This window comes from Paenibacillus sp. AK121, assembly GCF_019042715.1.
Lineage (GTDB): Bacteria > Bacillota > Bacilli > Paenibacillales > Paenibacillaceae > Paenibacillus > Paenibacillus polymyxa_C.
Window position 1 is genome coordinate 167,121 of the sequence record NZ_JAHPJM010000003.1, and the last position, 25,180, is coordinate 192,300.

23 protein-coding genes are annotated in these 25,180 nt (G+C 47.1%); 7 read left to right on the forward strand and 16 right to left on the reverse strand.

Annotated elements, in window-relative coordinates:
- Positions 1-6: 6 nt before the first annotated feature.
- The gene (locus KSP24_RS07000) at positions 7-825 is read right to left on the reverse strand and encodes a carbon-nitrogen family hydrolase (protein WP_058711559.1); all 819 of its coding nucleotides are present in this window, start codon (positions 823-825) and stop codon (positions 7-9) included.
- 176 nt (positions 826-1,001) lie between these two features.
- Here KSP24_RS07000 and KSP24_RS07005 point away from each other — a divergent pair, with 176 nt between their 5' ends.
- The 7 genes from KSP24_RS07005 to mtnB all read left to right on the forward strand — a co-directional run bounded on the left by KSP24_RS07005 (position 1,002) and on the right by mtnB (position 8,378).
- Positions 1,002-2,183 carry a pyridoxal phosphate-dependent aminotransferase gene (locus KSP24_RS07005; protein WP_216974788.1) on the forward strand — a complete coding sequence of 394 codons (1,182 nt, stop codon included), beginning with the start codon at positions 1,002-1,004 and terminating at the stop codon, positions 2,181-2,183.
- Positions 2,184-2,424: 241 nt separating this feature from the next.
- Positions 2,425-3,630, forward strand: coding sequence for a glutamate 5-kinase (gene proB, locus KSP24_RS07010; RefSeq protein WP_216974789.1), 1,206 nt, complete (start codon positions 2,425-2,427; stop codon positions 3,628-3,630).
- A 12-nt stretch (positions 3,631-3,642) separates the two neighbouring features.
- Complete coding sequence (locus tag KSP24_RS07015) at positions 3,643-4,935, forward strand: glutamate-5-semialdehyde dehydrogenase (RefSeq protein ID WP_025678567.1); 1,293 nt, start codon at positions 3,643-3,645, stop codon at positions 4,933-4,935.
- 38 nt (positions 4,936-4,973) lie between these two features.
- Positions 4,974-5,840, forward strand: a complete 867-nt coding sequence (gene proC, locus KSP24_RS07020) for a pyrroline-5-carboxylate reductase (RefSeq protein WP_064963007.1) — start codon at positions 4,974-4,976, stop codon at positions 5,838-5,840.
- A complete protein-coding gene (locus KSP24_RS07025) occupies positions 5,837-7,048 on the forward strand; it encodes a 2,3-diketo-5-methylthiopentyl-1-phosphate enolase (RefSeq protein ID WP_216974790.1) in 1,212 nt (403 codons plus the stop codon). Before proC ends, KSP24_RS07025 begins: the two co-directional genes overlap by 4 nt.
- Positions 7,045-7,722, forward strand: coding sequence for a 2-hydroxy-3-keto-5-methylthiopentenyl-1-phosphate phosphatase (locus KSP24_RS07030; RefSeq protein WP_129549496.1), 678 nt, complete (start codon positions 7,045-7,047; stop codon positions 7,720-7,722). The genes KSP24_RS07025 and KSP24_RS07030 overlap by 4 nt, the downstream gene beginning before the upstream one ends.
- Entirely contained in the window at positions 7,722-8,378 is a 657-nt protein-coding gene (gene mtnB / locus KSP24_RS07035; protein ID WP_216974791.1) for a methylthioribulose 1-phosphate dehydratase, read from the forward strand. Before KSP24_RS07030 ends, mtnB begins: the two co-directional genes overlap by 1 nt.
- Positions 8,379-8,889: 511 nt before the next feature.
- Here the strand turns inward: mtnB and KSP24_RS07040 are convergent.
- The 15 genes from KSP24_RS07040 to dinG all read right to left on the reverse strand — a co-directional run bounded on the left by KSP24_RS07040 (position 8,890) and on the right by dinG (position 25,113).
- On the reverse strand, positions 8,890-9,501 hold the full coding sequence (locus tag KSP24_RS07040) for a flavin reductase family protein (RefSeq protein WP_216974792.1): 612 nt from the start codon (positions 9,499-9,501) through the stop codon (positions 8,890-8,892).
- Between the two features lie 114 nt (positions 9,502-9,615).
- Entirely contained in the window at positions 9,616-10,398 is a 783-nt protein-coding gene (locus KSP24_RS07045) for a hypothetical protein (protein WP_216974793.1), read from the reverse strand.
- 1 nt (position 10,399) lies between these two features.
- A complete protein-coding gene (locus KSP24_RS07050; protein ID WP_216974794.1) occupies positions 10,400-11,665 on the reverse strand; it encodes a multi-tm2 domain protein in 1,266 nt (421 codons plus the stop codon).
- Between the two features lie 73 nt (positions 11,666-11,738).
- Positions 11,739-12,209: a hypothetical protein gene (locus tag KSP24_RS07055; protein ID WP_040103508.1), complete on the reverse strand. Its 471-nt coding sequence runs from the start codon at positions 12,207-12,209 to the stop codon at positions 11,739-11,741.
- The gene (locus tag KSP24_RS07060) at positions 12,206-12,811 is read right to left on the reverse strand and encodes an RNA polymerase sigma factor (RefSeq protein WP_330706225.1); all 606 of its coding nucleotides are present in this window, start codon (positions 12,809-12,811) and stop codon (positions 12,206-12,208) included. Before KSP24_RS07060 ends, KSP24_RS07055 begins: the two co-directional genes overlap by 4 nt.
- A 194-nt stretch (positions 12,812-13,005) precedes the next feature.
- Entirely contained in the window at positions 13,006-13,734 is a 729-nt protein-coding gene (locus KSP24_RS07065; protein WP_216974795.1) for a DnaD domain-containing protein, read from the reverse strand.
- Positions 13,735-13,737: 3 nt separating this feature from the next.
- Complete coding sequence (gene asnS / locus KSP24_RS07070) at positions 13,738-15,033, reverse strand: asparagine--tRNA ligase (protein WP_025678555.1); 1,296 nt, start codon at positions 15,031-15,033, stop codon at positions 13,738-13,740.
- A 132-nt stretch (positions 15,034-15,165) separates the two neighbouring features.
- Entirely contained in the window at positions 15,166-16,362 is a 1,197-nt protein-coding gene (locus tag KSP24_RS07075; protein ID WP_013371630.1) for an acetate/propionate family kinase, read from the reverse strand.
- Entirely contained in the window at positions 16,359-17,231 is an 873-nt protein-coding gene (locus KSP24_RS07080; RefSeq protein WP_013371631.1) for a 3-hydroxyacyl-CoA dehydrogenase family protein, read from the reverse strand. The genes KSP24_RS07075 and KSP24_RS07080 overlap by 4 nt, the downstream gene beginning before the upstream one ends.
- Positions 17,232-17,367: 136 nt before the next feature.
- Positions 17,368-18,870: an AAA family ATPase gene (locus KSP24_RS07085; RefSeq protein WP_013371632.1), complete on the reverse strand. Its 1,503-nt coding sequence runs from the start codon at positions 18,868-18,870 to the stop codon at positions 17,368-17,370.
- Complete coding sequence (locus KSP24_RS07090) at positions 18,863-19,396, reverse strand: hypothetical protein (protein WP_013371633.1); 534 nt, start codon at positions 19,394-19,396, stop codon at positions 18,863-18,865. Before KSP24_RS07090 ends, KSP24_RS07085 begins: the two co-directional genes overlap by 8 nt.
- A 303-nt stretch (positions 19,397-19,699) precedes the next feature.
- Positions 19,700-20,224, reverse strand: coding sequence for a cell wall elongation regulator TseB-like domain-containing protein (locus KSP24_RS07095; RefSeq protein ID WP_058711568.1), 525 nt, complete (start codon positions 20,222-20,224; stop codon positions 19,700-19,702).
- 37 nt (positions 20,225-20,261) lie between these two features.
- The gene (locus KSP24_RS07100) at positions 20,262-21,563 is read right to left on the reverse strand and encodes an amidohydrolase (RefSeq protein ID WP_013371637.1); all 1,302 of its coding nucleotides are present in this window, start codon (positions 21,561-21,563) and stop codon (positions 20,262-20,264) included.
- The gene (locus tag KSP24_RS07105; protein ID WP_016822178.1) at positions 21,550-22,203 is read right to left on the reverse strand and encodes a redox-sensing transcriptional repressor Rex; all 654 of its coding nucleotides are present in this window, start codon (positions 22,201-22,203) and stop codon (positions 21,550-21,552) included. The genes KSP24_RS07100 and KSP24_RS07105 overlap by 14 nt, the downstream gene beginning before the upstream one ends.
- A gap of 27 nt (positions 22,204-22,230) precedes the next feature.
- Positions 22,231-25,113, reverse strand: coding sequence for an ATP-dependent DNA helicase DinG (dinG, locus tag KSP24_RS07110; protein ID WP_216974796.1), 2,883 nt, complete (start codon positions 25,111-25,113; stop codon positions 22,231-22,233).
- Between the last annotated feature and the right edge of the window lie 67 nt (positions 25,114-25,180).

The window sequence follows — 25,180 nt, forward strand, 5'->3', positions numbered from 1 at the left end:
CACTAACTATCGGTCATACAGCAGGGGACGCCGATCTTCAAACACCGGAATACGCCCGCGCACGTCCTGAACCAAGGCTGATTCAATTGATCCGGTGAGAATTTCCTCCTGTTCTCCGCCCTCGGCAATCATTTCTCCCCATGGATCAATGATGAGCGAATGCCCGAAGAAATCGGTATCTCCGCTACGACCTACCCGGTTACAAGCGATGACATACATCTGATTTTCAATAGCCCGTGCGGTCAGCAGGGTACGCCAGTGATGAAGCCGGGGATGAGGCCATTCTGCGGGTACGATTAGCAAATTTGCGCCGGACAGAGCCAGACTGCGGGCCAGTTCAGGAAAACGGATATCGTAGCAGATTGACGCCCCAGCCTGAATCCCGCCATCCAGTGCGAATACAACCTTTTCCTCGCCAGGCTGTAAATATTTCTCTTCATCCATAAGTCGGAACAGATGAATTTTGGAGTACGAAGCTATCTCTTTGCCTGTACGGTCAAAAACGAGCATCGTATTATACACATGACCGTCGCTTTTTTTCTCTGCGATTGACCCTGCTACTACATTCACTTGATGGGTGGCGGCAAATGCTGCTATCCATGCCCGGGTCTCCGTCCCTTCTTCGTCCGCCAGCTCATGAATGCGATCCAAGGCATAACCCGTATTCCACATTTCCGGTAGAACAATCAGATCTGGCTTTTGTTCGGCCTTCACCGCTTGTTCCATTAAAGATCGGATATGACTGTGGTTTTCGGGGGGATTTCCTATCTCTATATGAGCTTGTATAAGTGCCACACCGAATGGCTGAGCTTCCTGATACGTCAAAGTCCTTCATCCTCTCTGTGAGCCGGAACTTCCCGTGTCCTGTCGTCCGGTATTTTCTCCCATCATAGCCCGATTAATCTGGATTACGCAACCATGAAAGCTCAATTCCCCCTATACAACTCGGTAAAATCGTGATAGATTGTTTCTTAAACTATTCCAAAAGGTCGTGTACATTGATGACTCATTTTTCTATTCCCTCGGCTGACGTCATGAAACAGTTACCCACTCAATTTTTTGCCACACTTGTACAAAATGTAAATCGTGAAATTGCAGCAGGGCATGATGTCATTAATCTCGGTCAGGGAAACCCGGACACTCCTACTCCACCCCATATTGTAAAAGCTTTACAGGAATCAGCAGATAACCCGCTGTACCATAAATATTCACCTTTTCGCGGCTACAGCTTTCTCAAAGAAGCCGTTGTCCAGCGCTATCAGGAGGATTACGGTGTAACGCTTGACCCGGAAAGCGAGGTCGCCATCCTGTTTGGCGGGAAAACAGGCTTGGTTCAGCTACCGCAAGTTTTACTCAATCCGGGCGATGTGTGTCTCGTCCCTGATCCCGGATACCCGGATTACTGGTCTGGCGTAGCCTTGGCTAAAGCGGAAATGTCATTTCTCCCCTTAAAGGAAGAGAACCGTTTTCTGCCCGATTATGAGGCCATTACCGAAGAAGATCGCCGCCGCGCCAAATTAATGTTTCTTAATTATCCGAATAATCCCACTGCGGCAACTGCCCCACTCTCCTTCTACGAGGATACGGTTGAATTTGCGTTACGTAACGGTATTGTGGTTGCCAGTGATTTTGCCTATGGCGCTATTGGATTCGATGGCGAACGGCCAGTGAGCTTCCTTCAGGCTGAGGGGGCTAAGGACGTGGGAATTGAGTTCTATACCTTGTCCAAAACATACAACATGGCCGGCTGGCGTGTTGGTTTCGCGCTCGGTAATGCCAAAATTATTTCACTGATTAATCTGCTGCAGGACCATATTTATGTAAGCCTGTTTGGCGGCATTCAGGCAGCAGCGGCGACAGCTCTGACGTCTTCGCAAGAGTGCGTAGGCCAGCTGGTGGCCCGCTATGAATCACGCCGTAACGCTTTTTATGATGCACTTGGGCATATAGGTTGGAAGGCGCCACGCCCAAGCGGCTCCTTCTTCAGTTGGTTACCTGTGCCGCAGGGCTATAGCTCGGCTTCTTTTGCCGATCTGCTACTGCGTGAAGCCAAGGTGGCTGTCGCTCCAGGGATCGGCTTTGGTAGCGGCGGCGAAGGGTATGTGCGGGCAGGGCTTCTGAGCTCAGAAGCTCGTCTGACCGAGGCAGCTGATCGAATTGGCAAGCTAAACCTGTTTGGTTAAGCCGTATTTTCCAGCTACAACTTCTTTGCCAAACCTGGTCTTTTCGTGGTATTCTGTATCCAATATCATTTAGCGCGTTGAAGGGACTATTAAGAGAGACCCGGTCCTGTTCAGAGAGTAAATTCCGATAGGCTGCAAGAATTTACCTGGACTCTCTCCCAACTCCTATCCCCGAGCGCCCTGCGCAATCAGGCGGTCCCTGCCGTTAACAGGTTTTAAGTGGGATGATCATGAATCATCAATGAAGGTGGTACCGCGGAAGCACAAACTTTCGTCCTTTGCATACAAAGGATGGAAGTTTTTTTGCATTAAAAAGAGTAAAATTAAGGAAGTGGACGTCTTGTCAACACGTATCGTCATTAAAATCGGTAGCAGCTCACTGACTGGAGTGGAAGGTGGCCTGAATCGGGAAGCCATCGCTTATTTTGCTAGGGAAATCAGCTTGCTTCGTGCAAAAGGCCATGAAGTGCTGCTGGTTACATCAGGCGCTGTAGCCGCCGGATTCCGGGAGATTGGGTATCCCTTTCGGCCCAAACTGCTGCATGAGAAGCAAGCGGCAGCTGCCGTCGGCCAAGCTCTTCTCATGCAAGCCTATGAGCAGGCTTTTAAAAATTTTGACCTCGTGATCGCGCAGGTTCTGCTCACCCGTAGTGACTTTTTGAGCCGCAAACGGATGAACAACGCCGGAATGACTGTAGAAGAATTGCTGCGCCAGCAGGTTATCCCGATCTTTAACGAAAATGACACCGTATCGATTGACGAATTGAAATTCGGCGATAACGATATGCTGTCTGCGCTAGTTGCCAATCTGGTCAAAGCTCAGCATTTGATTATCATCACGGATACCGATGGTGTATATACAGCTGACCCGCGCAAGCATCCAAACGCCGTACGTTTTGAACGTATCGAGGAAATTACTGAGGAGATTTATGCATTAGCCGGAGGTTCTGGATCAGCAGTAGGGACTGGCGGCATGCGATCCAAAATCGAGGCTGCCAAAGTTGCTACACGCGGCGGTGTACCTGTATATGTCGGCCGAGTAAGCGCAAATGGTGATCTGGACGCAGCTGTCGAAGGACACGGACCGGGCACTTATTTTGATACTCACCTCTCTTCACTGCCCATGAAAAAACAATGGCTTGGATTTATGTCCACCCCTCTAGGCTCGGTGCATGTAGACCTTGGGGCCGAAGAAGCGTTGGTACACGGAGGACATAGTCTGCTTCCGGTTGGCGTACGGCGTGTCGAGGGCAGCTTTCATGCCGGAGATGTCGTTGAGGTACTGGGACCGGAAAACAAGGTGTTAGGACGAGGCATCGTCAATTATGATGATGAACAGCTTAGAATGGTACAAGGTTTACCTAGCGGCGAGGTTGTGGGCAAAATTGGTCCCATCCATCGGCTTGAGGTGATCCACAGGGATGAATGGATTACATTATGTATGTAGGGAGGCCATAATATGAGTGATTTAACGACAAACACAGCGATAACAGCGGATAACCAATTCAGCGAAGTACGCACCAAAGCAAGTCTTGCGAAAAAAAGTGCCGGGGTTATGAACCGACTGACTACAGCACAAAAAAACGAAGCATTGCTTGCTATGGCAGAAGCTCTAGTGAACCATACAGAAGAGCTGATTGCAGCAAACCATAATGACCTGAAACGTGGACGGGAACTGGGAACATCCGAATCACTGCTCGACCGCCTCAAGCTGACCGAGGAGCGAATCGGGGCTATTGCCGAAGGATTACGCCAGATTGCGGCACTACCTGATCCAGTTGGCGACACGCTTGAGCAAATTGAACGTCCCAATGGTCTACGAATTGAAAAAATACGTGTACCGCTGGGTGTCATCGGTATCATATATGAAGCGCGTCCAAATGTAACCGTGGATGCAGCGGGCCTGTGCTTGAAAACAGGCAATCCGGTTGTACTGCGCGGTGGTTCGGCTGCTCTCTCCTCCAACCGCAAGATCATTGAAGTGCTTCAGCAGGCGCTAGACGCAACAGCCGTGCCACGCGAGGCGCTTCAACTCATTGAAGATTCGGATCGTGCCTCCGTCAATGAAATGCTCACCTTGAACGGTTTGCTGGATGTGATTATTCCACGCGGCGGGCGTTCACTCATTCAAAATGTTGTTCAGAATGCTACCGTGCCTGTCATCGAAACCGGGGCTGGCGTATGCCATACATTCTTGGACGCTACAGCAAATACAGAAATGGCCGAAGCGATTACACTCAATGCGAAGGTACAAAGACCGTCCGTGTGCAACTCGATGGAAACACTGCTCGTACACTCGGATTATGCACAAGCACATTTAACAGGATTGGCTGAACGTTTTCGTGATGCCGGGGTTGAGCTGCGCGGCTGTGCACGGACACGAGAACTGGCTCCTTGGGCTGTTCCTGCCACGGAAGAGGATTATGGCACCGAGTACAATGATTACATTTTAAACGTTAAAGTCGTACACAATTTGGACGAAGTACTGGAGCATATTGCCCGTTATGGTACGATGCATTCAGAGTGTATTGTCACTGAGAATAAAGCTCATGCCGATCGTTTTCTGCAAGAAGTGGACGCGGCAGCCGTGTACCACAATGCATCCACCCGCTTCACGGATGGCTTCGAGTTTGGATTTGGGGCGGAGATCGGAATCAGCACACAAAAATTACATGCCCGCGGCCCCATGGGATTGCCTGCCTTGACTTCAACCAAATACCGCGTGTACGGTACTGGACAAATCAGGGAATAATATCATAAATCAATCCGTATCTTTGGAGGTATGAATCCATGTGTGAATCACAAACAAAAGTGTTAATTAACGAGCAAATTACGTTTTTCGGGGCAGGTTCAATGGCTGAGGCTATTATTCGTGGGATGACGAATCGTTCTGTCGTCAAACGCGGCGGTATTACCGTCATCAACCGCAGTAATCAGGCTCGTCTTGAAGAACTTCAACAGCAATACGGAGTATTGTTCCAAACTGAAGATGCCGCCAAAACAGAACTGCTGCGTCATTCTCCAGTGATCGTGCTTGCCATGAAGCCTAAAGATGCTGCCGGGGCACTTGAACAGCTTGGTCCCCTCCTGTCAGATGAACAGCTGATCATTTCAGTCATCGCCGGATTGTCTATTCGTACCATGCAAACGTTGCTTGGTCGTAAGCAGCCAATCGCGCGGACGATGCCCAATACATCCAGCTCGATTGGGCTGGGAGCCACAGGCATCAGCTTTTCCAAGGAGATCAGCGAAAGTCAACGTAAAAGCGTGCTTACAATGTTCGAATCTGTAGGTACAGTCACGGTTATAGAAGAAGAGAAAATGGATGTATTGACCGGCATTTCCGGAAGCGGCCCTGCGTATGTCTACTACTTAATGGAAGCCATGATTGCTGGGGGAATCCGCGGTGGCTTGACTCCTGAACAAGCGCATGAACTAACAGTGCAAACTGCGCTTGGAGCAGCACGCATGGTACAGCAGACCGGAGAGGAGCCTTCTGCCCTTCGTCACAAAATCATGTCTCCTAATGGCTCCACGGTAGCTGCATTGGAGACACTGGACAAAGGTGACTTCTACGAAACAGTGATTGCGGCGGTGCAGCGCTGCGCTGAACGATCCCGTGAGATGGGAGCTGTACTTAAGGAGGGAATTGAGTGAGCTATTGCCTGGCGACCTACCGAATATACGATGACAAAGCTGATTTTAACCAAAAGGCCCAATCTATTGCCATCGGCATGACGGTGGGCAGCTGGACTGAGCTCCCGCAGGCCAAGCGGGATGCGATGCAAAAACATCTCGGATCTGTTCAATCTGTAGATATTCACGATGGAGGCCCCGGTGAGCGATACGCCGACTTGACGATTGCTTACCCGGATGTCAATTTCAGCCGAGACATTCCCGCATTGCTAGTTACAGTCTTCGGCAAAATTTCGATGGACGGCCGAATTAAGCTGACGAAGCTGGGGTTCTCGGAAGCATTCCTCTCTGCTTTTTCAGGACCGAAATTCGGTATCGGCGGCTTGCGCGAGCAGCTTGGCGTGTATGACCGGCCTCTGCTCATGAGCATTTTCAAATCCGTGATCGGGCTCAATTTGGAAGAACTGCGTGAACAGTTTACCCGTCAGGCTCTCGGCGGCGTCGATCTGATCAAGGACGACGAGATCTTATTTGAAAATGCGCTGACGCCGATTGAAAAACGTGTCGAAGCCTGTATCCGAGCTGCCGAAGAGGCTGAGCGTGAGACTGGTAAAAAGCTGCTGTATGCTGCTAATTTAACCGGTCCAACCTCGCAGCTCAGGGCGCAAGCCCTCAAAGCTATCGACGCAGGCGCGAACGCGTTACTATTTAACGTACTGGCCTACGGTTATGATGTGCTGCATGAACTTAGCAGCGATCCCGCCGTTTCAGTACCGATTGCAGCCCATCCTTCATTAGCAGGTGCTGCTTACCCCTCGCCTCATTATGGTATTTCGGCGTCCGTCCTGCTTGGTCAGCTTATGCGGCTGGCTGGCGCTGATCTCGTCCTCTTCCCTTCTCCTTACGGTTCAGTGACGATGCCACGTGAGGAAAACAGGGCGATCCGCGATGAGCTGATCACCCGTGATTCACCGCTGAAGGCCTGCATGCCTGTTCCTTCCGCAGGGATACACCCCGGCCTAGTGCCGCTCATTGTCCGCGATTTTAGTACCGATGTGGTGGTTAACGCTGGAGGCGGTATTCACGGACATCCGCTGGGTACGGAAGCTGGCGGACGCGCCTTTGTGCAAGCGATTGAAGCGGTCCAGCAAAATGTCCCGCTGGCACAATACGCCCGCACTCATCCCGAGCTGCAATCTGCGCTCGACACGTGGGGAGGCGAACGATGAGCACTGCCAAGAAGCCTGTCATTTTTTGCGATTTTGACGGGACCATTACAAACAGCGATAATATTGTCGCTATTATGAAGCATTTTAAGCCTGCGGGCTATGAGCCCATCATGCATCAAATCGTGAGCGGACATATGTCCATTCGTGAAGGCGTAGATGCGATGTTCGCCCTGATGCCTTCAGAGCTTAAAGAAGACATTATCTCATATGTACTTGGACAAGCGGGTATACGTGAGGGCTTTGCACGCTTTTTGGACTTTGTACGAGAGCAGCAGATTGAATTTTTTGTTACTAGCGGGGGCATTGATTTTTTTATTGATCCATTGCTAGAACCGTTCGACATCCCGCAGGATCACATCTTTTGCAACGGAGCGGACTTTTCCGGGGCTCACATCCAGATCACGTGGCCGCATCCATGTAATGAGCCGTGTAAGAATGACTGCGGCATGTGCAAAACGACCGTCATTCGTCAATACCCTCCCGAGCAATACGAACGGATTTTGATTGGCGACAGTCTGACCGATTTTGAAGGTGCCAAAATTGCCGATCTTGTGTACTCCCGCTCGCATCTGACATTAAAGTGTCAAGAGCTTGGCGTACCGCATGTACCCTTTGAGACATTTGATGATATTATCGAGGATTTAAAGCAAAAACAGGAGCAGGGGGTACTGTAATGAGTTTTAACTTGGCAGACATTTCATTCGAGGAAAAACGTCGTTCGTTGGAAGAACTCGCTGATGTCAAGGAGCTATTCGCCTCTCGTAACTGGTTCCCAGGCACAAGCGGCAATTTATCGATCCGAATCGGTGATTTTCATCCTGAACAATTTTATTTTGCAGTCACCGCTAGCGGCAAGGATAAGACCAAACGCACTCCTGAGGATTTTCTGTTCGTAAACCAATACGGAAAAGCAGCAGAAGCCACAAACCTCAAGCCAAGTGCTGAAACGCTCATCCATTGCGAAATTTACCGCCTGACAGGCTGTGGAGCAGTTTTTCATGTGCATACCGTGTTTAACAACCTGATTTCCGAATATTACGGCGAGCAGGGCTTTGTACCTGTGCAAGGCATCGAGCTCATTAAGGCTTTTAACATTTGGGAGGAAAATGCCGCCATCCAGATTCCCGTGCTGCCAAATTATGCTGATATCGCCTCGATTGCCAAGCTGGTACCAGGCGTGCTGAATGATCAGATTCCAGGAATTTTATTGCGTAATCATGGCATTTATGCATGGGGTCGTGATGTGTTTGAAGCTAAAAAGCATCTAGAGGCGTTTGAATTTCTGTTTGAAACGACCTATCGCTCCCTACTACTAAAAACTTCGAAATGAATAAATCATAAATATTAAAAATGCATATCATTGAATTGTAAAAGTGGTCATTGAATATCGAGAACGGAACCTAGCGAAAGCACGGAACGTTCTTTTTTTTATTAAAAAAGCAACCTGTCCTACTGGCGACATACAATCTAATCTGTTTTTCTCAAATTGAGCTTTTAAATCCGATGAAGGTATCACTGAAAATTGAAAGGCAACTGGGGTGATAAGGTGAGTAAAGAATTAGAGGATACCATTTGTGATTACTGACTTTAACATAAAGGTGTTATCTTCAGATTTTGTACATGCAACATACTGTACTGAGTCGATTGATACCGGAAATAAGTCATTAAGAAGTTCCATTTGGAAATTAAATGAAGGGCAATGGCAAATGATTTTTCATCAGGGAACCCCAACCCAGTAGGAGCCCATTCTAAACCCTCGATCTCCTAAATCTTACAAACATCTTTGAATATTTTCATTGCCTGGCAATTTCCTTTTACTTGATGTTGTAAAAAAACGTCCCCTATTGGGGACGTTCCAGCGTGAATTGCTCTCCTAGCTTCGCATAGTTGTTTCCAGCCAACCGACTCACCGGACGCAACTCCTTGGCAATCACATATGTATTTTGGTACGCTTCCTCCGACAAATGATACTGCACTACACGCCCAATTAATAGATCACAGGCAGGTGTATCCTCCTTGCCTCCCAGCGGTATCACTTTCTCCAAAATACATTCCAACCGTATTTTCGCTTCAGTCACACCAGGAACGGCGATTTTTGTACTCTTAATCGGGGTAAGACCTGCCAGTGCAACCTCACTCTCCTCCGGCGCCAGACGGGAAGCCGTCACATTCACCGCCCCCACATTGTCTTCGTCTGTAATATGTACGACAAAAGCATTATGCTCCATCGCATTACGTGCTGTATCTTTGGAAACTCCATCGACACGCTGTACGGATACAGACAGCAGCGGCGGCTCGGCGGCAACGATGGAAAAATAACTGAACGGAGCACCATTTAGCACACCTTCGCTGCTCAAAGTCGTTACAAACGCTACCGGCCTTGGGATAATACTTCCGGTCAACAGCTTATAATTTACACGCTCTGTAAGTGTGTCAGGATTCAATGAAATCATTTTTTCCCTCTTTTCCGGTTACATTCGCTCTTCGAATGCATATCATCAAGTTACGCTCCCTTACAAGTATCGCGCGTATAATACAAAATGTAAAGCTGAAGCTGGAAGCACTCTCTATTTTTCAATCACATTCCCCTGACTGTCACGCACAGTAACCGCTATTCCCTCAGGTACCGCAATGGTAACGTCCAACTGATGATGTGTTTGCATAAAACGTGTGGGAACCTGGCTGAGAAGTACATATAGTGTATCTCCAATATGCTTGGTCTGATAGAGCTCGGTTCCTTTGAAATCATCCTCATTGCCTGTATATACGTAACTCCCGAACACGTGCACCTCCGGTGAGGTGGTTGCGTCAATTTTGACCGCATAAGGATCTTCGCCCTGCACAATCACCTTAGTTACTCCGGCAGGCAGTTTTTCATGCCAGTCTGGAAGAATCCTTGTTTCCTGAACCGAACTCATTATTTCTCTAACTTGCGGAGTGATCCCCAGTGAACTGACCAATGCAAATCCGATACAACAAAAAACCAATACCGCCGTAATAAACATACTGAACAGGTCATAGCGAATGCGCTCACGTGTCCCTTTCCAAGCAGTATACATTAAAATTTCCAGTCCCAGCAAAACAAATACGACAGGCCACCAGGTTAGTGCCTGATCCAGTATGCCTGCTCCCCAAAACCTGGAGGCAAACGTTATACCGCCCAGCAGCACCAAGAACAGCCCCATGGATAGCCTTCCGACTTTCCACACCCCTGTTGGCGCGTTGGAGTTCTTAGAGGGACCATTCTTATGGGATGAAGTGCCCAATAAGCCTATCGCCCCATTCACATCGTTCTGAGAGTGATGGGCTCCCTTGAAGGAAGCCTCACTCTTTGAAAATTCAGTATCCATTTTATCGTTTCTCCTTTGCTCGCTTAGATTTTGAATTACCGATCATCATCCAAACACCGCCGCCAATTAATAGGAAGGAGACAATAATGGTTCGTAAATACATGTCAACTATATTGTAAATTTGTCCATCCGGGAACAGACGGTCCAGTGTGGGAACAAGTACGTTAATCAGGATGTAGTATGCACCTAGCAGAAGCAGTCCCAAGCCTACCCAACGGTGATATTGAGCAAACATACCGATCACAGGCTTGTCGATCAGCTGCTCCTGTCCATAACGGCTTACCTGCTGCAATGCATCAAAAAAGCTGTAAAACCACACCACCGGGATTAGGAACAAAAAGAGTGAAAGATGCAGCACATCCAGTATATAGATAAATCCTAAAAACAGTAGCATGAGCTGGAGTCCACGTTTTTGCAAACCAATATACATATGTCCGGCACCGGGAAACACCGATAAAATGGTAGCCAACATTTTACTACGACGTCCCTCAACTCTTCCATACTCCAGTTCCTCAAACAAGGTTCGGTCCTGAAGAATGTCTCCGGCTTGTTTACGATGTACATGCTGCACCGCATCAAACATGCAATACAACCAAATAATCGGCAACACGCCCGCAAACGCCAAAAATCCGGATTCGTTCGTTATGCTCGTAATAAAGACGAGGATCGCGCCAAAGCCAAAGAAGGATAGCAGAAAAGACAAGCCACGCTGCATTAGCCCCAAATGAAGGTGTCCCAATCCAGGAATGAATGACAACAAAATCGTAAAAAATCGTTCATTGTCCGATCCTTTTTGAAAAGCAGGTGATCCTGCCATACCATAATGTCCTTGTTGATAATGGTTATACCCCGGCGCATATCCCATACCTGCCCGCGGGGCATTCGTGCCCGTGTCTGTTGCCTCCTCTGGTACCTCTCCTGTTAAATCAGCCTGTACATAAGGTCCACTTTGCGAGTAAAAGCCATATGGATTGGGTCCTGCATGAGGGGGATAAGGAGCAGCGACTGCGCGAGGATCGTAACGTAATAAGCTAATCACGATATGCAGCATGCTGAGTCCCCATAAAAGAGCAGCAATAAAAATACTCACCAAAAAAGGCGTTCCGTCACTTGCTACCACTGAAAAAAATATTCCCCCTGCCAGACATCCGAAAAACAAAATGGTATATACAAACGCATTGGCTTTTCTGGTCCAGTAATAGTGTCCTACACCCGGGATAATGTTCAATAGAAATGCCAAGAGCTTGCTTCGTTCCGTATAAGGCATTGCTACACTTCCTTTCTATTTACGGGATCTTGATACAAATTCCCAACAGATAGTTGACTTTAATTAACTTAATTTAGGGCTTTAATTTATCGAGCCAGGTTGTCGTAGCTTGCATGACTTCTTCACTGTAAGAGACGCGTTCTTTTGGAGGAATCGGCTTATCGCCTGTTTGCGGCATCATTTTGTCAAAGGCTCCACTGGAAAGCAAGATTAACGTCAGACTTGCGGCAACAACGTAGTGAAACACAGGTTTTTCAAACCAGCGGCGTTTTTTGAACAAAACTTGATTTGGTTCCATTTCTATCTCGGGAAGAACAGCCATTACCTGATCTGTGAAGCGCTCCGTGTCCATCCAGGCAGAGTAATCTTTCAAGGTTGGCTCTAATTGCTCCAGTGCAACAAGATATAGCATAAGCGCCTGTTCATCTTCCAATAAGAGCTTTTCCAGTCGGGTAGATTCCTCTATCGAACAAGCACCTGTAATGTATGCATGCCAGTCATTCGTTTGCCCTTCTATCCACGGTCTATCCTGTTGGTCAGTCATTGCCATTCCTCCTCCTTCCAGTGATTTCGAATCCATAGTCGTGCCCGATAGAGTCTGGACTCTACCGTTTTTAAAGCTACCTGCGTCTCTTCTGCAATTTGGTCGTAGGTTTTACCCTGCATATAGTAAGCTTGAATAATATCCCGATGCTGCTGGGGTAACTGGGCGATTTTTTGTGATAGTTCTACCGTTTGCTCTTCGCGAATGAGACGGGCCAGTACATCCTCATCCGGGGAAGGGAGCTGCACAAGGGATTGCGCCACGTCTATAAGCTCTGCGGGCCGCCTGTCTTGTTTACGTTTGATATCCAACGCTTTGTGGAGCGCAATTCGGCTCAGCCACGTTTTAAACCCTTCGTTCCGGTACTGGGGGAGAGACTTGTATACCTGAACGAACGCCTCCTGCGCGGCATCCTCCGCTTCCTTGCTGTCATGCAGTACCGAATAGGCCACATGAAATACATGCTTGCTGTACAGCTCTACGATCTCACGAAACGCCTGCCGATCACCAGACCGGATTCGTTCAATGATTCTCTCTATATCAATGATGCTCTCCCCCTTCCCAATACTATAGACGTCAGGAATTTTTCTCCCCCTGCATATTTCGAAAAAAAATTTAAAAAGGACACACCCTCCAAATCGGAAAGTGTGTCCTCTATCATTAAAGTCTACTTAATCACTTTAATTTTCTGCCCTTCATGTGCACAGGCGAAACTCCCCGGTTGTCCATGTATCGCCCTTTCAATGTGAAAGCCATAGTGCATCAATTTACTACCTAAAAGGCTCAGTCTGCTACTTTAATTGCGACCGCCACCACGGAATCGCTGGGCATATTCTTTCGCATCCTGTGCATTACGGACCCGGTTTCGGCTCCATTCTAGCAAAATACGATCTATATACCGGAAATGTACCTTCCCAGCAAACACCGCTTCCTTCAAAGCCAGTAAAATCAGTTCCTCCGGATACCGATCCTGATCCACCCAACTGCTGATCGTCTCGTATTCCATCGGTGATAATGGTCGTCCGAATTCTTTCTCAAAAATCGTAAATAAATTTCGTTCTTCTGTAATTGGGGATTCTGATATTCCATTCAGTAAATCGGGCTTCCCGGCAAACAAAATGTCATCTTCATCGCGCTGCTCCGAACGCTCGGCGATCATACATTCAGCCAGCTTGCGATACAGACCCGCCAAGTTATAACGTTCAAATTGGACGGATGAGCTGCGGTCTTCCACGGAATCTATTCGCAAAAACCCTTCTTTCATGAGCTTACTGAAATAAAGCGCGATTTCGTTTGCAGTGCATCCGATACGAGCCTGCAATTGCTCCCATGTCGGAAATTCATTACGTTCCGCTTGTTTAAATGCAAGTAACTGCATCAGTAGCAGCATTTCACCATCCGTCAGCCGAAGCGTCCGATAATGCTTGAGCAGAGCGTAGGGAATTTGAACCATTCCGGTTTCCATAGCATAGGCTACTCCCTCCGCCCATTCTGCCGCTGATGTCTTGTCGAATGATCCTGTCATTGATTATGGATACAAACGATACAGCATGCGTGGGAACGGAATCGTTTCACGTACATGATCGAGTCCACAAATCCATGCTACTGTACGCTCCAGTCCCAATCCAAAGCCAGAATGCGGAACGGAACCATATGTGCGAAGATCCATATACCATTGATAGGCTTCACGTGCCAGGTTATGCTCGTTAAAACGCTCTTCCATCAATGCTGGATCATCAATCCGTTGGGAACCCCCGATAATTTCGCCATAACCTTCAGGAGCGATCATATCAGCACACAGAACAACCTCTGGGCGGGATGGGTCAGGTTTCATATAGAATGCTTTAATGTGAGTCGGCCAATGCGTAATGAACACAGGCTTGTTATATCTTTCGGCAATAGCTGTTTCATGAGGAGCACCAAAGTCTTCCCCCCACGGGATATCGAATCCTTCACCTTGAAGGAAGGCAATCGCCTCATCGTACGTAATCCGTGGGAACTCGCCTTGAATTTGCTCCAGCTTCGAAACATCGCGTCCGATGGCTTCAAGCTCCTTCGCACAATTTTTCAGAACAGACTGCACGATATGGCTTACAAACTGCTCCTGAACGCGCAAGGATTCTTCATGATCCACAAAAGCCATCTCAGGCTCGATCATCCAGAACTCAATCAGGTGACGACGTGTTTTGGACTTTTCCGCACGGAAGGTTGGACCAAAGGAATATACTTTACCCAGCGCCATTGCCGCAGCTTCCATGTACAACTGCCCGCTTTGTGTCAAATAGGCATCTTCGTCAAAATATTTGATATGGAACAACTCTGTTGTGCCTTCTGCAGAAGAAGGAGTCAAAATAGGCGGGTCTACCTTCGTAAAACCGTTGCCGTTGAAAAATTCCTGTACAGCACGGATAATTTCCGCCCGTATGATCAGAACTGCACGTTGCTTGGCGGAACGCAGCCACAAATGGCGATGATCCATCAGGAAATCTACACCGTGCTCTTTAGGGGTAATCGGGTAGTTTTCGGTCAAATGAATTATTTCTATACCTGTAACCGTTAATTCATAGCCCGATTGACTGCGCGGCTCCTCACGCACGATTCCAGTTACATATAGGGAGCTTTCTTGAGTCAAGGATTTGGCATCATTCCAAATATCCTCAGACACTTCGCTTTTTACGATAACCCCTTGAATATAACCGCTACCATCACGTAGCTGCAGGAACTGAATTTTACCGCTAGACCGCTTATTGTTTACCCAAGCGCCGATTGTAACCGTTTCCCCTACATGGCGGCCCACTTGGGCAATCGTACTTTTATTTGTCATGACCGTCTCTCTCCTTGAACCGAAAATCAAACAGCCCTTCCCCTTGGGTCAGGCTGTTTGCTCTCGCTGTTTGGTGCATGTGGTACTTAAACCCTAGTTCCACATGTATAAAGTTTACACTTAGGGACCGAACTACTGAACCAGACGGAACGTGTCACGGGCAATTACCAGTTCTTCGTTTGTTGGAATGATCAGTACTTCTACCTTTGAATTTGCAGTTGTAATCCGGCGAATCTCGCCAGAACGAATAGCATTCAATGATTCATCCAGCTCGATACCGAGGAATGTCAGTTGTTCCAACACTCTCTTACGCAGAACGATGGAGTTCTCACCTACGCCTGCCGTAAATACAATTACGTCTACCCCGTTCATTGCGGCAGCATACGAACCAATATACTTGCGCAGACGGTATTCATACATTTCAAATGCCAATGTAGAATTAGCTTCGCCTTTTTCCATACCTTCAGTGATTTCACGCATATCACTGCTGATACCAGAAATAGCTAGAAGTCCACTATGCTTGTTCAGCATCGAATTGACCTCATTGACAGTCAATTCTTCTTTGTTCATAACATAAGGTACGATTGCTGGATCCAAATCACCACTACGAGTACCCATCATCAGTCCTTCCAGTGGAGTCATACCCATGGAAGTATCTACAGACAAACCGCCTTGAACTGCTGTTACACTACCACCATTACCGATATGGCAAGTGATAATCTTCAGGTCTTCCAAAGGACGGCCGACAAATTTGGCAGCTTCCTTACTTACAAAGTCATGGGAAGTGCCGTGTGCACCGTAACGACGTACCTTGTACTTATTGTACAACACTCTCGGTATGGCGTACATATAAGCTTTTTCTGGCATGGTTTGATGGAACGAAGTATCAAATACCACAACTTGCGGGACTTCTGGCATATTCAATTCAGCCGCTTTAATCCCCATCATGGATGCTGGGTTATGCAGTGGAGCCAGGTCGAACAAGCGACGGATTTCACTCTTCGCTTCAGGAGTTACGAGCGCTGACTGTTTGAAAATTTCGCCTCCATGAACCACACGATGGCCCACAGCCTGAATTTCGCTAATGCTGGAGATAACACCATGCTCTGCATCTGTGAGTGCATTCAGCACTTTACGGATGGCAGTAGTATGCTCCAAAATTTCGCTAACTTCAGTGTATTCTTCCTTATTGGTTGGTTTATGCGTCAGAATTGAAGAGTCCATACCGATACGCTCTACCAATCCTTTTGCCAAAACGGACTCGTCCGTCATATCATACAATTGGTATTTCAGGGAAGAACTCCCTGCGTTGATTACGAGAATTTTCATATCCGGTCACCATCCTTGTCATACTTAAAGAAGCCTTCGCCCGATTTCACGCCCAGATTACCTGCACGCACCATTTTCTTCAGGACGATGGACGGACGGTATTTCAGTTCGCCAAATTCACGGAACATCCGCTCCAAAGCAGCCAAAACGGAATCCAGACCAAAGCGGTCAGCCATTTCCAAAGGACCGTTTTGGAAGTTGTAGCCGATGCGCATAGCATCGTCAATGTCTTCCGCGGAAGCTACGCCCTCTTGAAGTACATGAGCTGCTTCGTTAATTAGCAGACAGATAATCCGGCTAGTTACAAAGCCAGGAGATTCATAAATCATGACTCCTTTTTTCTCCACGATTTCTTCCACGAACATTTTCGTGTTTTCAAAGGTATCGTCTGAAGTTTTCAAACCACGAATAATTTCTACAAGATCAATACGGGATACTGGATAAATAAAGTGCATACCAATAACACGCTCTGGATACTTGGTCGAGCTGGCAAGCTCGGTCAGGCTCAGCGTGGATGTATTACTTGCAAGAATAATGTTGCTTGGACACACATGATCCAGCTCTTGGAAAACAACTTTCTTCTCGTCCAGATTCTCTGTAATGGTTTCAATGACCATATCACAGCTAGCGAGCTCCGCCAGATGGGATACTTTTTCAATGCGAGATAAAATCAGTTTTTTCTCTGCTTGGGTGATTGCCCACTTTTCCAGTTGCTTGTCTAGACTTGTTTCAATCATATTATAAGCGTAGTCTAGTTTCTCTGGTGTCTGCTCTACTAACAGCACATCGATTCCTTTGGACGCGAGCATTTCAGAAATACCTTGTCCCATGGTGCCGCCGCCAATGACGCCGATTTTTTTAAATTGCATGGTTCTTAACTCCACCCTTTCCTGGTCACTCTCATATATTGTATCCTTCTTTGTCGAAAAATACATGTTTATGTCCCAATAGATAATAATATCTTAGCACGGACTAAAAGTAAAAAAAAATAACCAGCATAAAAAATTATGCTGGTAATAAAGCATTTTCACTAAATTGACATCTAAATTGATCCCCGGACAGAGTTTCTTCCTTCATCAGAATGTCAAGAGAATTGTCGAACACAGGACGATGCTTTTCCAGCAACTCCAAAGTCCGATTATGCAAGTCATTCATAATTTCGCCATTTTCCCGCATAAGTTCCTCTTTTGTAACCATTTCCATGTTAATAATCCCTAGAGAAGTCAAACCGGAAGTCATCATCGTATGAACAATATTCAGCGCCTGCTCAAAATCATTACTTGAGCCCGTACTTCGACCGCCATAGTACATTTCTTCCGCAGTAGCCCCTGCGAGCGAGATCATAATCTGCTCCTCCAGGTACTGCTTGGTATATAAATAATGTTCTTGCTGTGGATTGTGACGCACGTAACCGAGCGCTTTCCCACGCGGGCTGAGCGCTACTTGACTTACGCTACCGGGACGGACGATTTCAGCCATAATAGCATGTCCCAGCTCGTGAATCGCTACACGTTTTTTCTCTTCCAATGTTGATTCTCGGTCTGTTTTTTCACCCATCATCACCTTGTCAATCGCCATGGATAGATGACTCTGCGCAATCATTTGACGATCCTGTCTCATTGCATAGATGGCCGCTTCATTCATGACGCTCTCCAACTGTGCACCGGAAAAACCGTAAGACTCCTCAGCGATTTTGTCCAAATTAGCATCTTCCTGAATCGGTTTGTTTTTGGCATGAATTTTAAGGATATGAAGACGGCCCTTCTTATCAGGCAAGTCTACTTGAATATGGCGGTCAAAGCGTCCTGGACGCGTTAAGGCGCTGTCCAGCATTTCTTTACGGTTTGTTGCCGCAATAAGTAATATCCGCGGTGTATCTGCCGAATAAATGCCATCCATTTCTGTCAGCAACTGATTCAAAGTCTGATCATATTCTCGTTGCTGTCCACCCTCACGCTTACCACCAATAACATCAATCTCGTCAATAAAAATAATTGCATTTTCTTTCTTTTCCTTGGCTGCACGAGTGCGAGCCTCCCGAAACAACTCACGGACACGACCTGCACCGACACCCACGTACATTTCAACAAATTCACTGCCTGAAGCTGCAACAAACACAGAATTGGTGTAGTGTGCAGCTGCTTTCGCCATCAGCGTTTTTCCTGTTCCCGGAGGGCCTGTAAGCAAAACGCCTTTCAATGGACGAATACCAAACTTGGAAATTTCATCATGCCGATTCAAAAAATCCAAGGCTTCACGCAATTCCTGTTTAGCGCTTTCTTGTCCACCAATTTCCTCAAAAGTCAGCTTGTCCGGACCATTTTTTTTACGTTTGCGCTCTTGCCCGGCACCTACGGCCAAGCCGCCACGAGCATGCATGAGCATTAACAAGCCGCTGAGCATCACGCCCGCAACCAGAAGAGGGATAATATTCACCCCAATAAAAACGAGAAATATAATGGTCACCGGCACAATACCGATTAATATTTCCTTGATCCATCTAGGCATTAGGCCATACCCCCATTTGCTGAGATTGACGTGGCAAGACGATAAACTTAGTCGCATTGCCTTCGCTGAGTCGGATATAGACATTGTTTGAATCCATATCGGTATCAGCCTTGATACCTGCTTTTTTCTTTTTCATCTGCTCAACTGTAGATGAAATTTGAGTATACTTTTTATTTTCCATCGCTTCGGCTACAGGAAACATAGCCTCAGACCACCATTGATTCAGTGCTGAATTGGAACGATCTGCGATATCCAGCTTAATGGTACGGCTGCCAATGATGGATTGCCCTTTTTGCTTAACCACATCGACCAATCCGGCCACATCCGCCTGCGGTTTGAGATCTAGTTTCAATACGACCTGATCCTGTTTAATATCTATTTGAGCGCTTGTCACGCCTGGATATTGAGATACCAGTTTTTCCAGAGGACTTTGCATTGTAACCTGACGGTAAATGAACCATCCCCCAAACATCAACAAGGCTGCCAAAACGGCCGCCACAACAATAGGAACTGCACGCAATTTCAAACAACATCCTCCTCTCAAAATGTAAAACCCAGAAGAAACGGGACGAATGTCAACAAACAACCAAATTGCATGATCTTATAGAGATCAGCAACTCATTTTTCTATCATTTTTGTCTATCACTTATAAAATATAGTATATCATAACGTGAATCTAATATCGAAGGCAATGTGTGGAGGAGTTGTGATTTTCGTAGCAGCAAAAAAAGACGTAAATACGATTTAAGTCGCATTTACGTCTTTTCAACTTCAATCAGTCATTCTTTTAACAATACATTCTTTTCACCATCACTACTCCCATAACACGCTAGTAATTAGGTAAAGTATACTTTATCCCCGTCGATGCTCCATCTGAGAAACGGTAAAAGGTATAGTTATGATGGCTTTCATCATCGTAAAACAGTTGCCATACATATTCGCCATTGAACACACTCGGTTGGAGCCTTACAATTTTTGCATTTGGAAGTTGCTGCTGAATTATCGCTGTCATTTTTTGCTCGTCGACTCCGTTTTTCATCAGCTCGGTATGAACACCGCTTGGATCTGCGACAGGTACGTTAGGTTGTCCTTCCATTTTTTGAAAAGGAACCCACACCATTATATTTTCATTCTGTGCGTTTTTTCCTTGAACCACCCAATAAATCTGATCCCACACAGACTTCCAAGTCTGAGTCGTGCTAACCAGACCACCTGATTGCTTGGCCTTAATGATAGCGGCATTTTTCTCAGCCACCTGGTCTTGAGTAACGTAGGAATAATACCAGAAAATGCTGACCAGGATCAGTATTACGGCCAAAATGGCGACCGCTATCCATTTCTTCTTATTTTTCAAACCTGTGCTTCCTCTCTAAGGGGATGTGACACCTGAATTAGCGCGACAGCAGCCCTTCAAAGGCGGCTTGTGCCTCATGTTTGATACGTTCCTCGTCCATCGTCAGGCATTCGCCGTTTTTCACAACCTGACGACCGTCTACCCACACATGAGCCACGTCTTTGGCACTTGCAGAGTATACGGCATGGGAAATAAGATCTGTACGCGGCAAGAAATGGGCCTGATTCAGATCTAGCGCGATAAAGTCAGCCTTGTTGCCTGCTGCCAGCGCTCCTACTTCTTTTAAACCAATCGACTTTGCACCATACTCTGTTGCCAGACGCAGTGCTTCATTTGCAGGAACTGCTGTTGGGTCGCCAGATACTCCCTTGTGAATGAGTGCCGCCAGACGCATTTCCTCGAACATATCCAGGTTATTATTGCTGGCAGGACCGTCTGTTCCAAGAGAAACAGTAACTCCTGCACGCAGCAATTCAGGCACTCTAGCTACACCACTTGCCAGCTTCAAGTTGCTGCCTGGATTATGTGAAACCGCCACACCTCGTTCCGCTAATAAAGCTATCTCTTCGTCGTTCAAGTGTACGCCGTGGGCAACAAGTGAAGGGCGGGAGAAAAAGCCAAGCTTATCTAAGTGTGCAACTGGACGCAAACCGTAGTCGCGTACGTTTTGCTCAACTTCGGCGATCGTCTCGGACATGTGCGTATGCAATGGTAAATCGAGATCATGTGCTGCTTGAACAAATTTCTCAATAAACGCTGGCGGGCATGTGTATGGGGCATGCGGAGACATCATCGTTGTGATACGTCCGTCTGCTTTTCCATGCCAGTTACGGGCAAAAGTCACGGCCTCAGCCAGCTTGATCCGCTGTTCTTCTTCTGAACAGAGTCCAATGGCTCCACGCATCAAACTTGCACGGATGCCCGACTCTTCAGCTACACGTGCCACCTCATCCATATGATCGTACATATCCAGGAAAGTTGTGGTTCCACCTTTCAGCATTTCCAGCACTGACAAGGATGTTCCCCAATACACATCCGTAGATGTAAACTTGGCTTCCATAGGCCACATTTTTTCCTGAAGCCAGACTTGAAGTGCCAAGTCATCTCCATACCCTCGCAGCAGAGACATCGCCGCATGACCATGAGTATTAATCAGACCAGGCAAAAACAATAACCCGTTACCGTCGATTGCTTCCGTCTCTTCCTCACCCGCAGGCAGAGTCTCGCCAATGTAAGTAATACGGCTATCCTCCACAATCATAAAACCATGGATTACCCCAGCTTCAGGTCCATTCACGGCAAAAGAACCGTTTTTAATCATCCATTTATTCACTGTCATATTGTGCTTCTTCCTTTCCGTCCTCCAGATAATAAGCGAGGCTAAGCAAATCAGTTGTAAAGTCTGTGGCATGTATCCGAATGTTAGCCGGTGCCTTGAGAATGATAGGTGCAAAGTTTAAAATCGCTCCAATTCCACTCTCAATGAGCCTATCAGCTACGTGTTGTGCCTCAAAATCAGGTACAGTAATAATCCCGATTCGAATATTTTTTTCTTTCACAGTCGCTTCCAATTCATCCATCGGCTGAACGACTAAGGTATTGATTCTGGTCCCAACCTTATCCGGGAACGCATCAAATACCGCCACAATCTTCATATTGTCTTTTAAATAAGCGTTATAGTTTGATAGGGCTTGACCCAGATTACCCGCTCCGACCAATACTACATTAATTTGCTGGTCAATTTTCAGGATATGGCGTATTTTCTCAATTAGATAAGAAACATCGTAACCGATGCCCTTCCGACCAAAATCGCCAAAATAGGCAAGATCTTTACGAATTTGGGCCGGATTCAAATCTAACCTCTGTCCCAGCTCTTGAGAAGAGACCGTAGCCACCTCCCGTTTGTGCAGTGCATTCAGATAACGTAAATATACGGGTAATCTCCGTACGACAGCCTCTGAAATTTTATCTGATTTCATACTTGCTCCCCCTAATTGTAACGGACTTTAGGTGTCCGTCCGTTGTGCCTCTGTCTCCGGGGCGGATTGGAGCCATTCGGCGATGCGGGGCACCATTTGCTCCGATGGCATATGCTCCATTTTTGGTCCCGGTAACGAGTACAAAAAGTGCTTTCCGTAATAGGATTCGATCACACGCGTATCGTAAACGATAACGACTCCGTGGTCACTCGCTGTACGTACCAACCGCCCAAATCCCTGTTTGAAGCGAATAACTGCTTGTGGTACAGACAGCTTCATAAATGGGTTCTTCTTCTGCTGCTGGAGCAACTCGCTTTTTGCCTCCAGTAACGGGTGATTGGGCGGTTGAAACGGCAAGCGAACGATGGCCAGACAAGTCAAAGCCTTCCCTGGAATATCGACGCCTTCCCAGAAGCTGCTGGTTCCCAGCAATACAGAAGCCTTGGCTTCCTGAAAACGACGGGTTAGCTTGCTCCGACTCCCACTGTCTACACCTTGTCCTAACACGGTAATATCGCTGGATGCTAACGCCTCTTTAAGTGGCTCATACACTTGCCGGAGCATCCGATAGGAAGTAAACAGAACAAGCATTCTCCCCCGCGTCGCCTGGGCAGTCGCTCCTAGAGAGCTAACGAGCATCTCTACAAAATGTGCATCCCCTACACTGCCCTTGACACTCGGAAAGTCTCGCGGAATGACCAGCAACACCTGATCCCTGTAATTAAAAGGTGATGGGAGCTGTGACGTCATTAATCGTCCTTGATCCGCTGCCTCCTGCAAGCCGAGTTGATCGGTCATGTACTGAAACGACTTATCTACCGATAAAGTAGCAGATGTCAAAATAATACTTCTTTTTTTGTCAAAAAACATTTCTTTCAACTGGCGGCTCACATCGACGGGCACTGCATAAAATTGCAATGATTTACTACGGAATTGCCCACTCGCTTCGAGCCAATATACGGTTGTTTCATCATCGAGTCGTATAAAGAAGCGCAAATTTTCCCTAATCCCCGCCAAATCCTTAAGCAGACCCGTGATATCTGTAATGAGACTATCCGCCGCATAATCGTCGTGTTCTTCCTTGACATCCAGCATCAGCTTGTCGCCCTTGCGCAAAATTTCACTCAACGTTACATAAAGCTGATTTTCCAACGCCGCCGCTTGATCCCACTTTGCAGGCTTGGCCGACGGTTTGAGACGCGAAGAAAATTGTCCCGTTTCACCCGGTGTGGCATCAGACCGCTCTGGCAACATACCAAACAGCTTATCGCTTAGCAGGTCCCAAGTTTCCTTAACCTCTAACACGAGTGGGTACAGCTGATCAATGGTCGAGGCCCATTCCGTCGACTTCTCATGCCCCGACTTTGCCAACTGCTGACGTAACGAAGGCAATTGTCCGTTCTTACTGTCCTTGAACAATCGAGTCAGCGTATGCACGAGTGTGAAATATTTCATATGCATGCCCAGGTGCTTACCGGCTACTTCCTCTAGATGATGTGCTTCATCAATTACAAGATGTTCATAGCTGGGCAATAGCTGGTGACTTGCTTTGACGTCGGTGAACAGCTTGGAGTGATTCGTAATAACCACATCCGCTGTTCCTGCTTCATGACGTGCACGATGATAGTAGCACTTGCGGAACCATGGGCAAGAACGGCCGAGACAGGACTCGGAATCACTAGCTACTGTTTCCCAAAAATCCCCTCCACGGTTGCTCAGGTTCAGTTCCTCATCATCACCAGTTTCTGTCAGAGTCAGCCAGACAATCATTTGAGCCGCTGTAATCAAGTCTTCCTTTGGTGTCGCGAAGTCTCTTCTGTTTATTTTATGTTCAAACTTACGCAGACACAAATAATGCCCCCGACCCTTAAAAATGGCAGCCCGGAACGGGAACGGAATCACTTTTGTCAGCATCGGAATATCACGCTCTCGCAATTGCTCCTGCAGATTAATGGTATGCGTGCTTACTGTGACCCTCTGCCCATATTTTACACTGTGATATAGTGACGGAAGCAAATAGCCTAGGGACTTCCCTGTTCCTGTACCCGCCTCAATCAACAAATGCTTATCTTGACTCAGGGCTTGATTTACACCCTCAATCATTTGTGTTTGCGCCTCGCGCTCCTCATATTGGCTCAAGGATGAACGCAAATTGTCCCGCACATCATCCATATACTCCTCAAAGGAAACGCCTGAGAGTGGATTCGGATCATCTTCTCTACGTGGAGTAGCCAGTTCGGTCCAATCTTCCACTTTAAGCGCAAGCTGACGAAAAAACTGATGTTTCTCCAAATCCTGAATAGGGTCTAGCTCTTTCTCTTCTCGTATGCCGTCAAGAAACCAACCCAGGTCACTGTCTTCCTCTGCGAACAAATCGCTGAGCCGCTGTATCGTTATCAGAGGTAATGCCTGAAGCTCACTCAGACACTTTAAAAACACCTCAGCCGTAGCCAACGCGTCGCTGTCTGCTTGATGAGGGCGGTCATGCGCCAGCCCAAACTCTGAGGAAACAAAACCCAACTGATAAGAAGATAACGACGGAAACATAATTTTCAGAAAATCCATCGTATCCAAAATTCTACCGCTAAAGGGTAAATATCCACACCGGTCCAAAGCGCTTTGCAAAAAATTGAAATCAAACGCCACGTTATGACCGACCAGCACGACATCGTCCAGCATAGGCACGAGCTCCATCATCATTTCTTCGAGTGCAGGTGCATCCTTGACGTCATCATCTGTAATTCCGGTCAATCCGGTGATAAAAGGTGGAATAGATCTGCCAGGGTTTACATAAGAGCCGTAAACACGGGAAATGCTGTTATCATGATCTATAATTGCAAGTCCGACTTGAATGATGTCATCCGCGGACTGGGTGCCTGTCGTTTCAAAATCCAATACCGCAAATTTCATTCGAGCTTAATCCTTTCTTATGACACATACAAAAATAATAACTCTGTATAATAGCATAGCAGAAGAT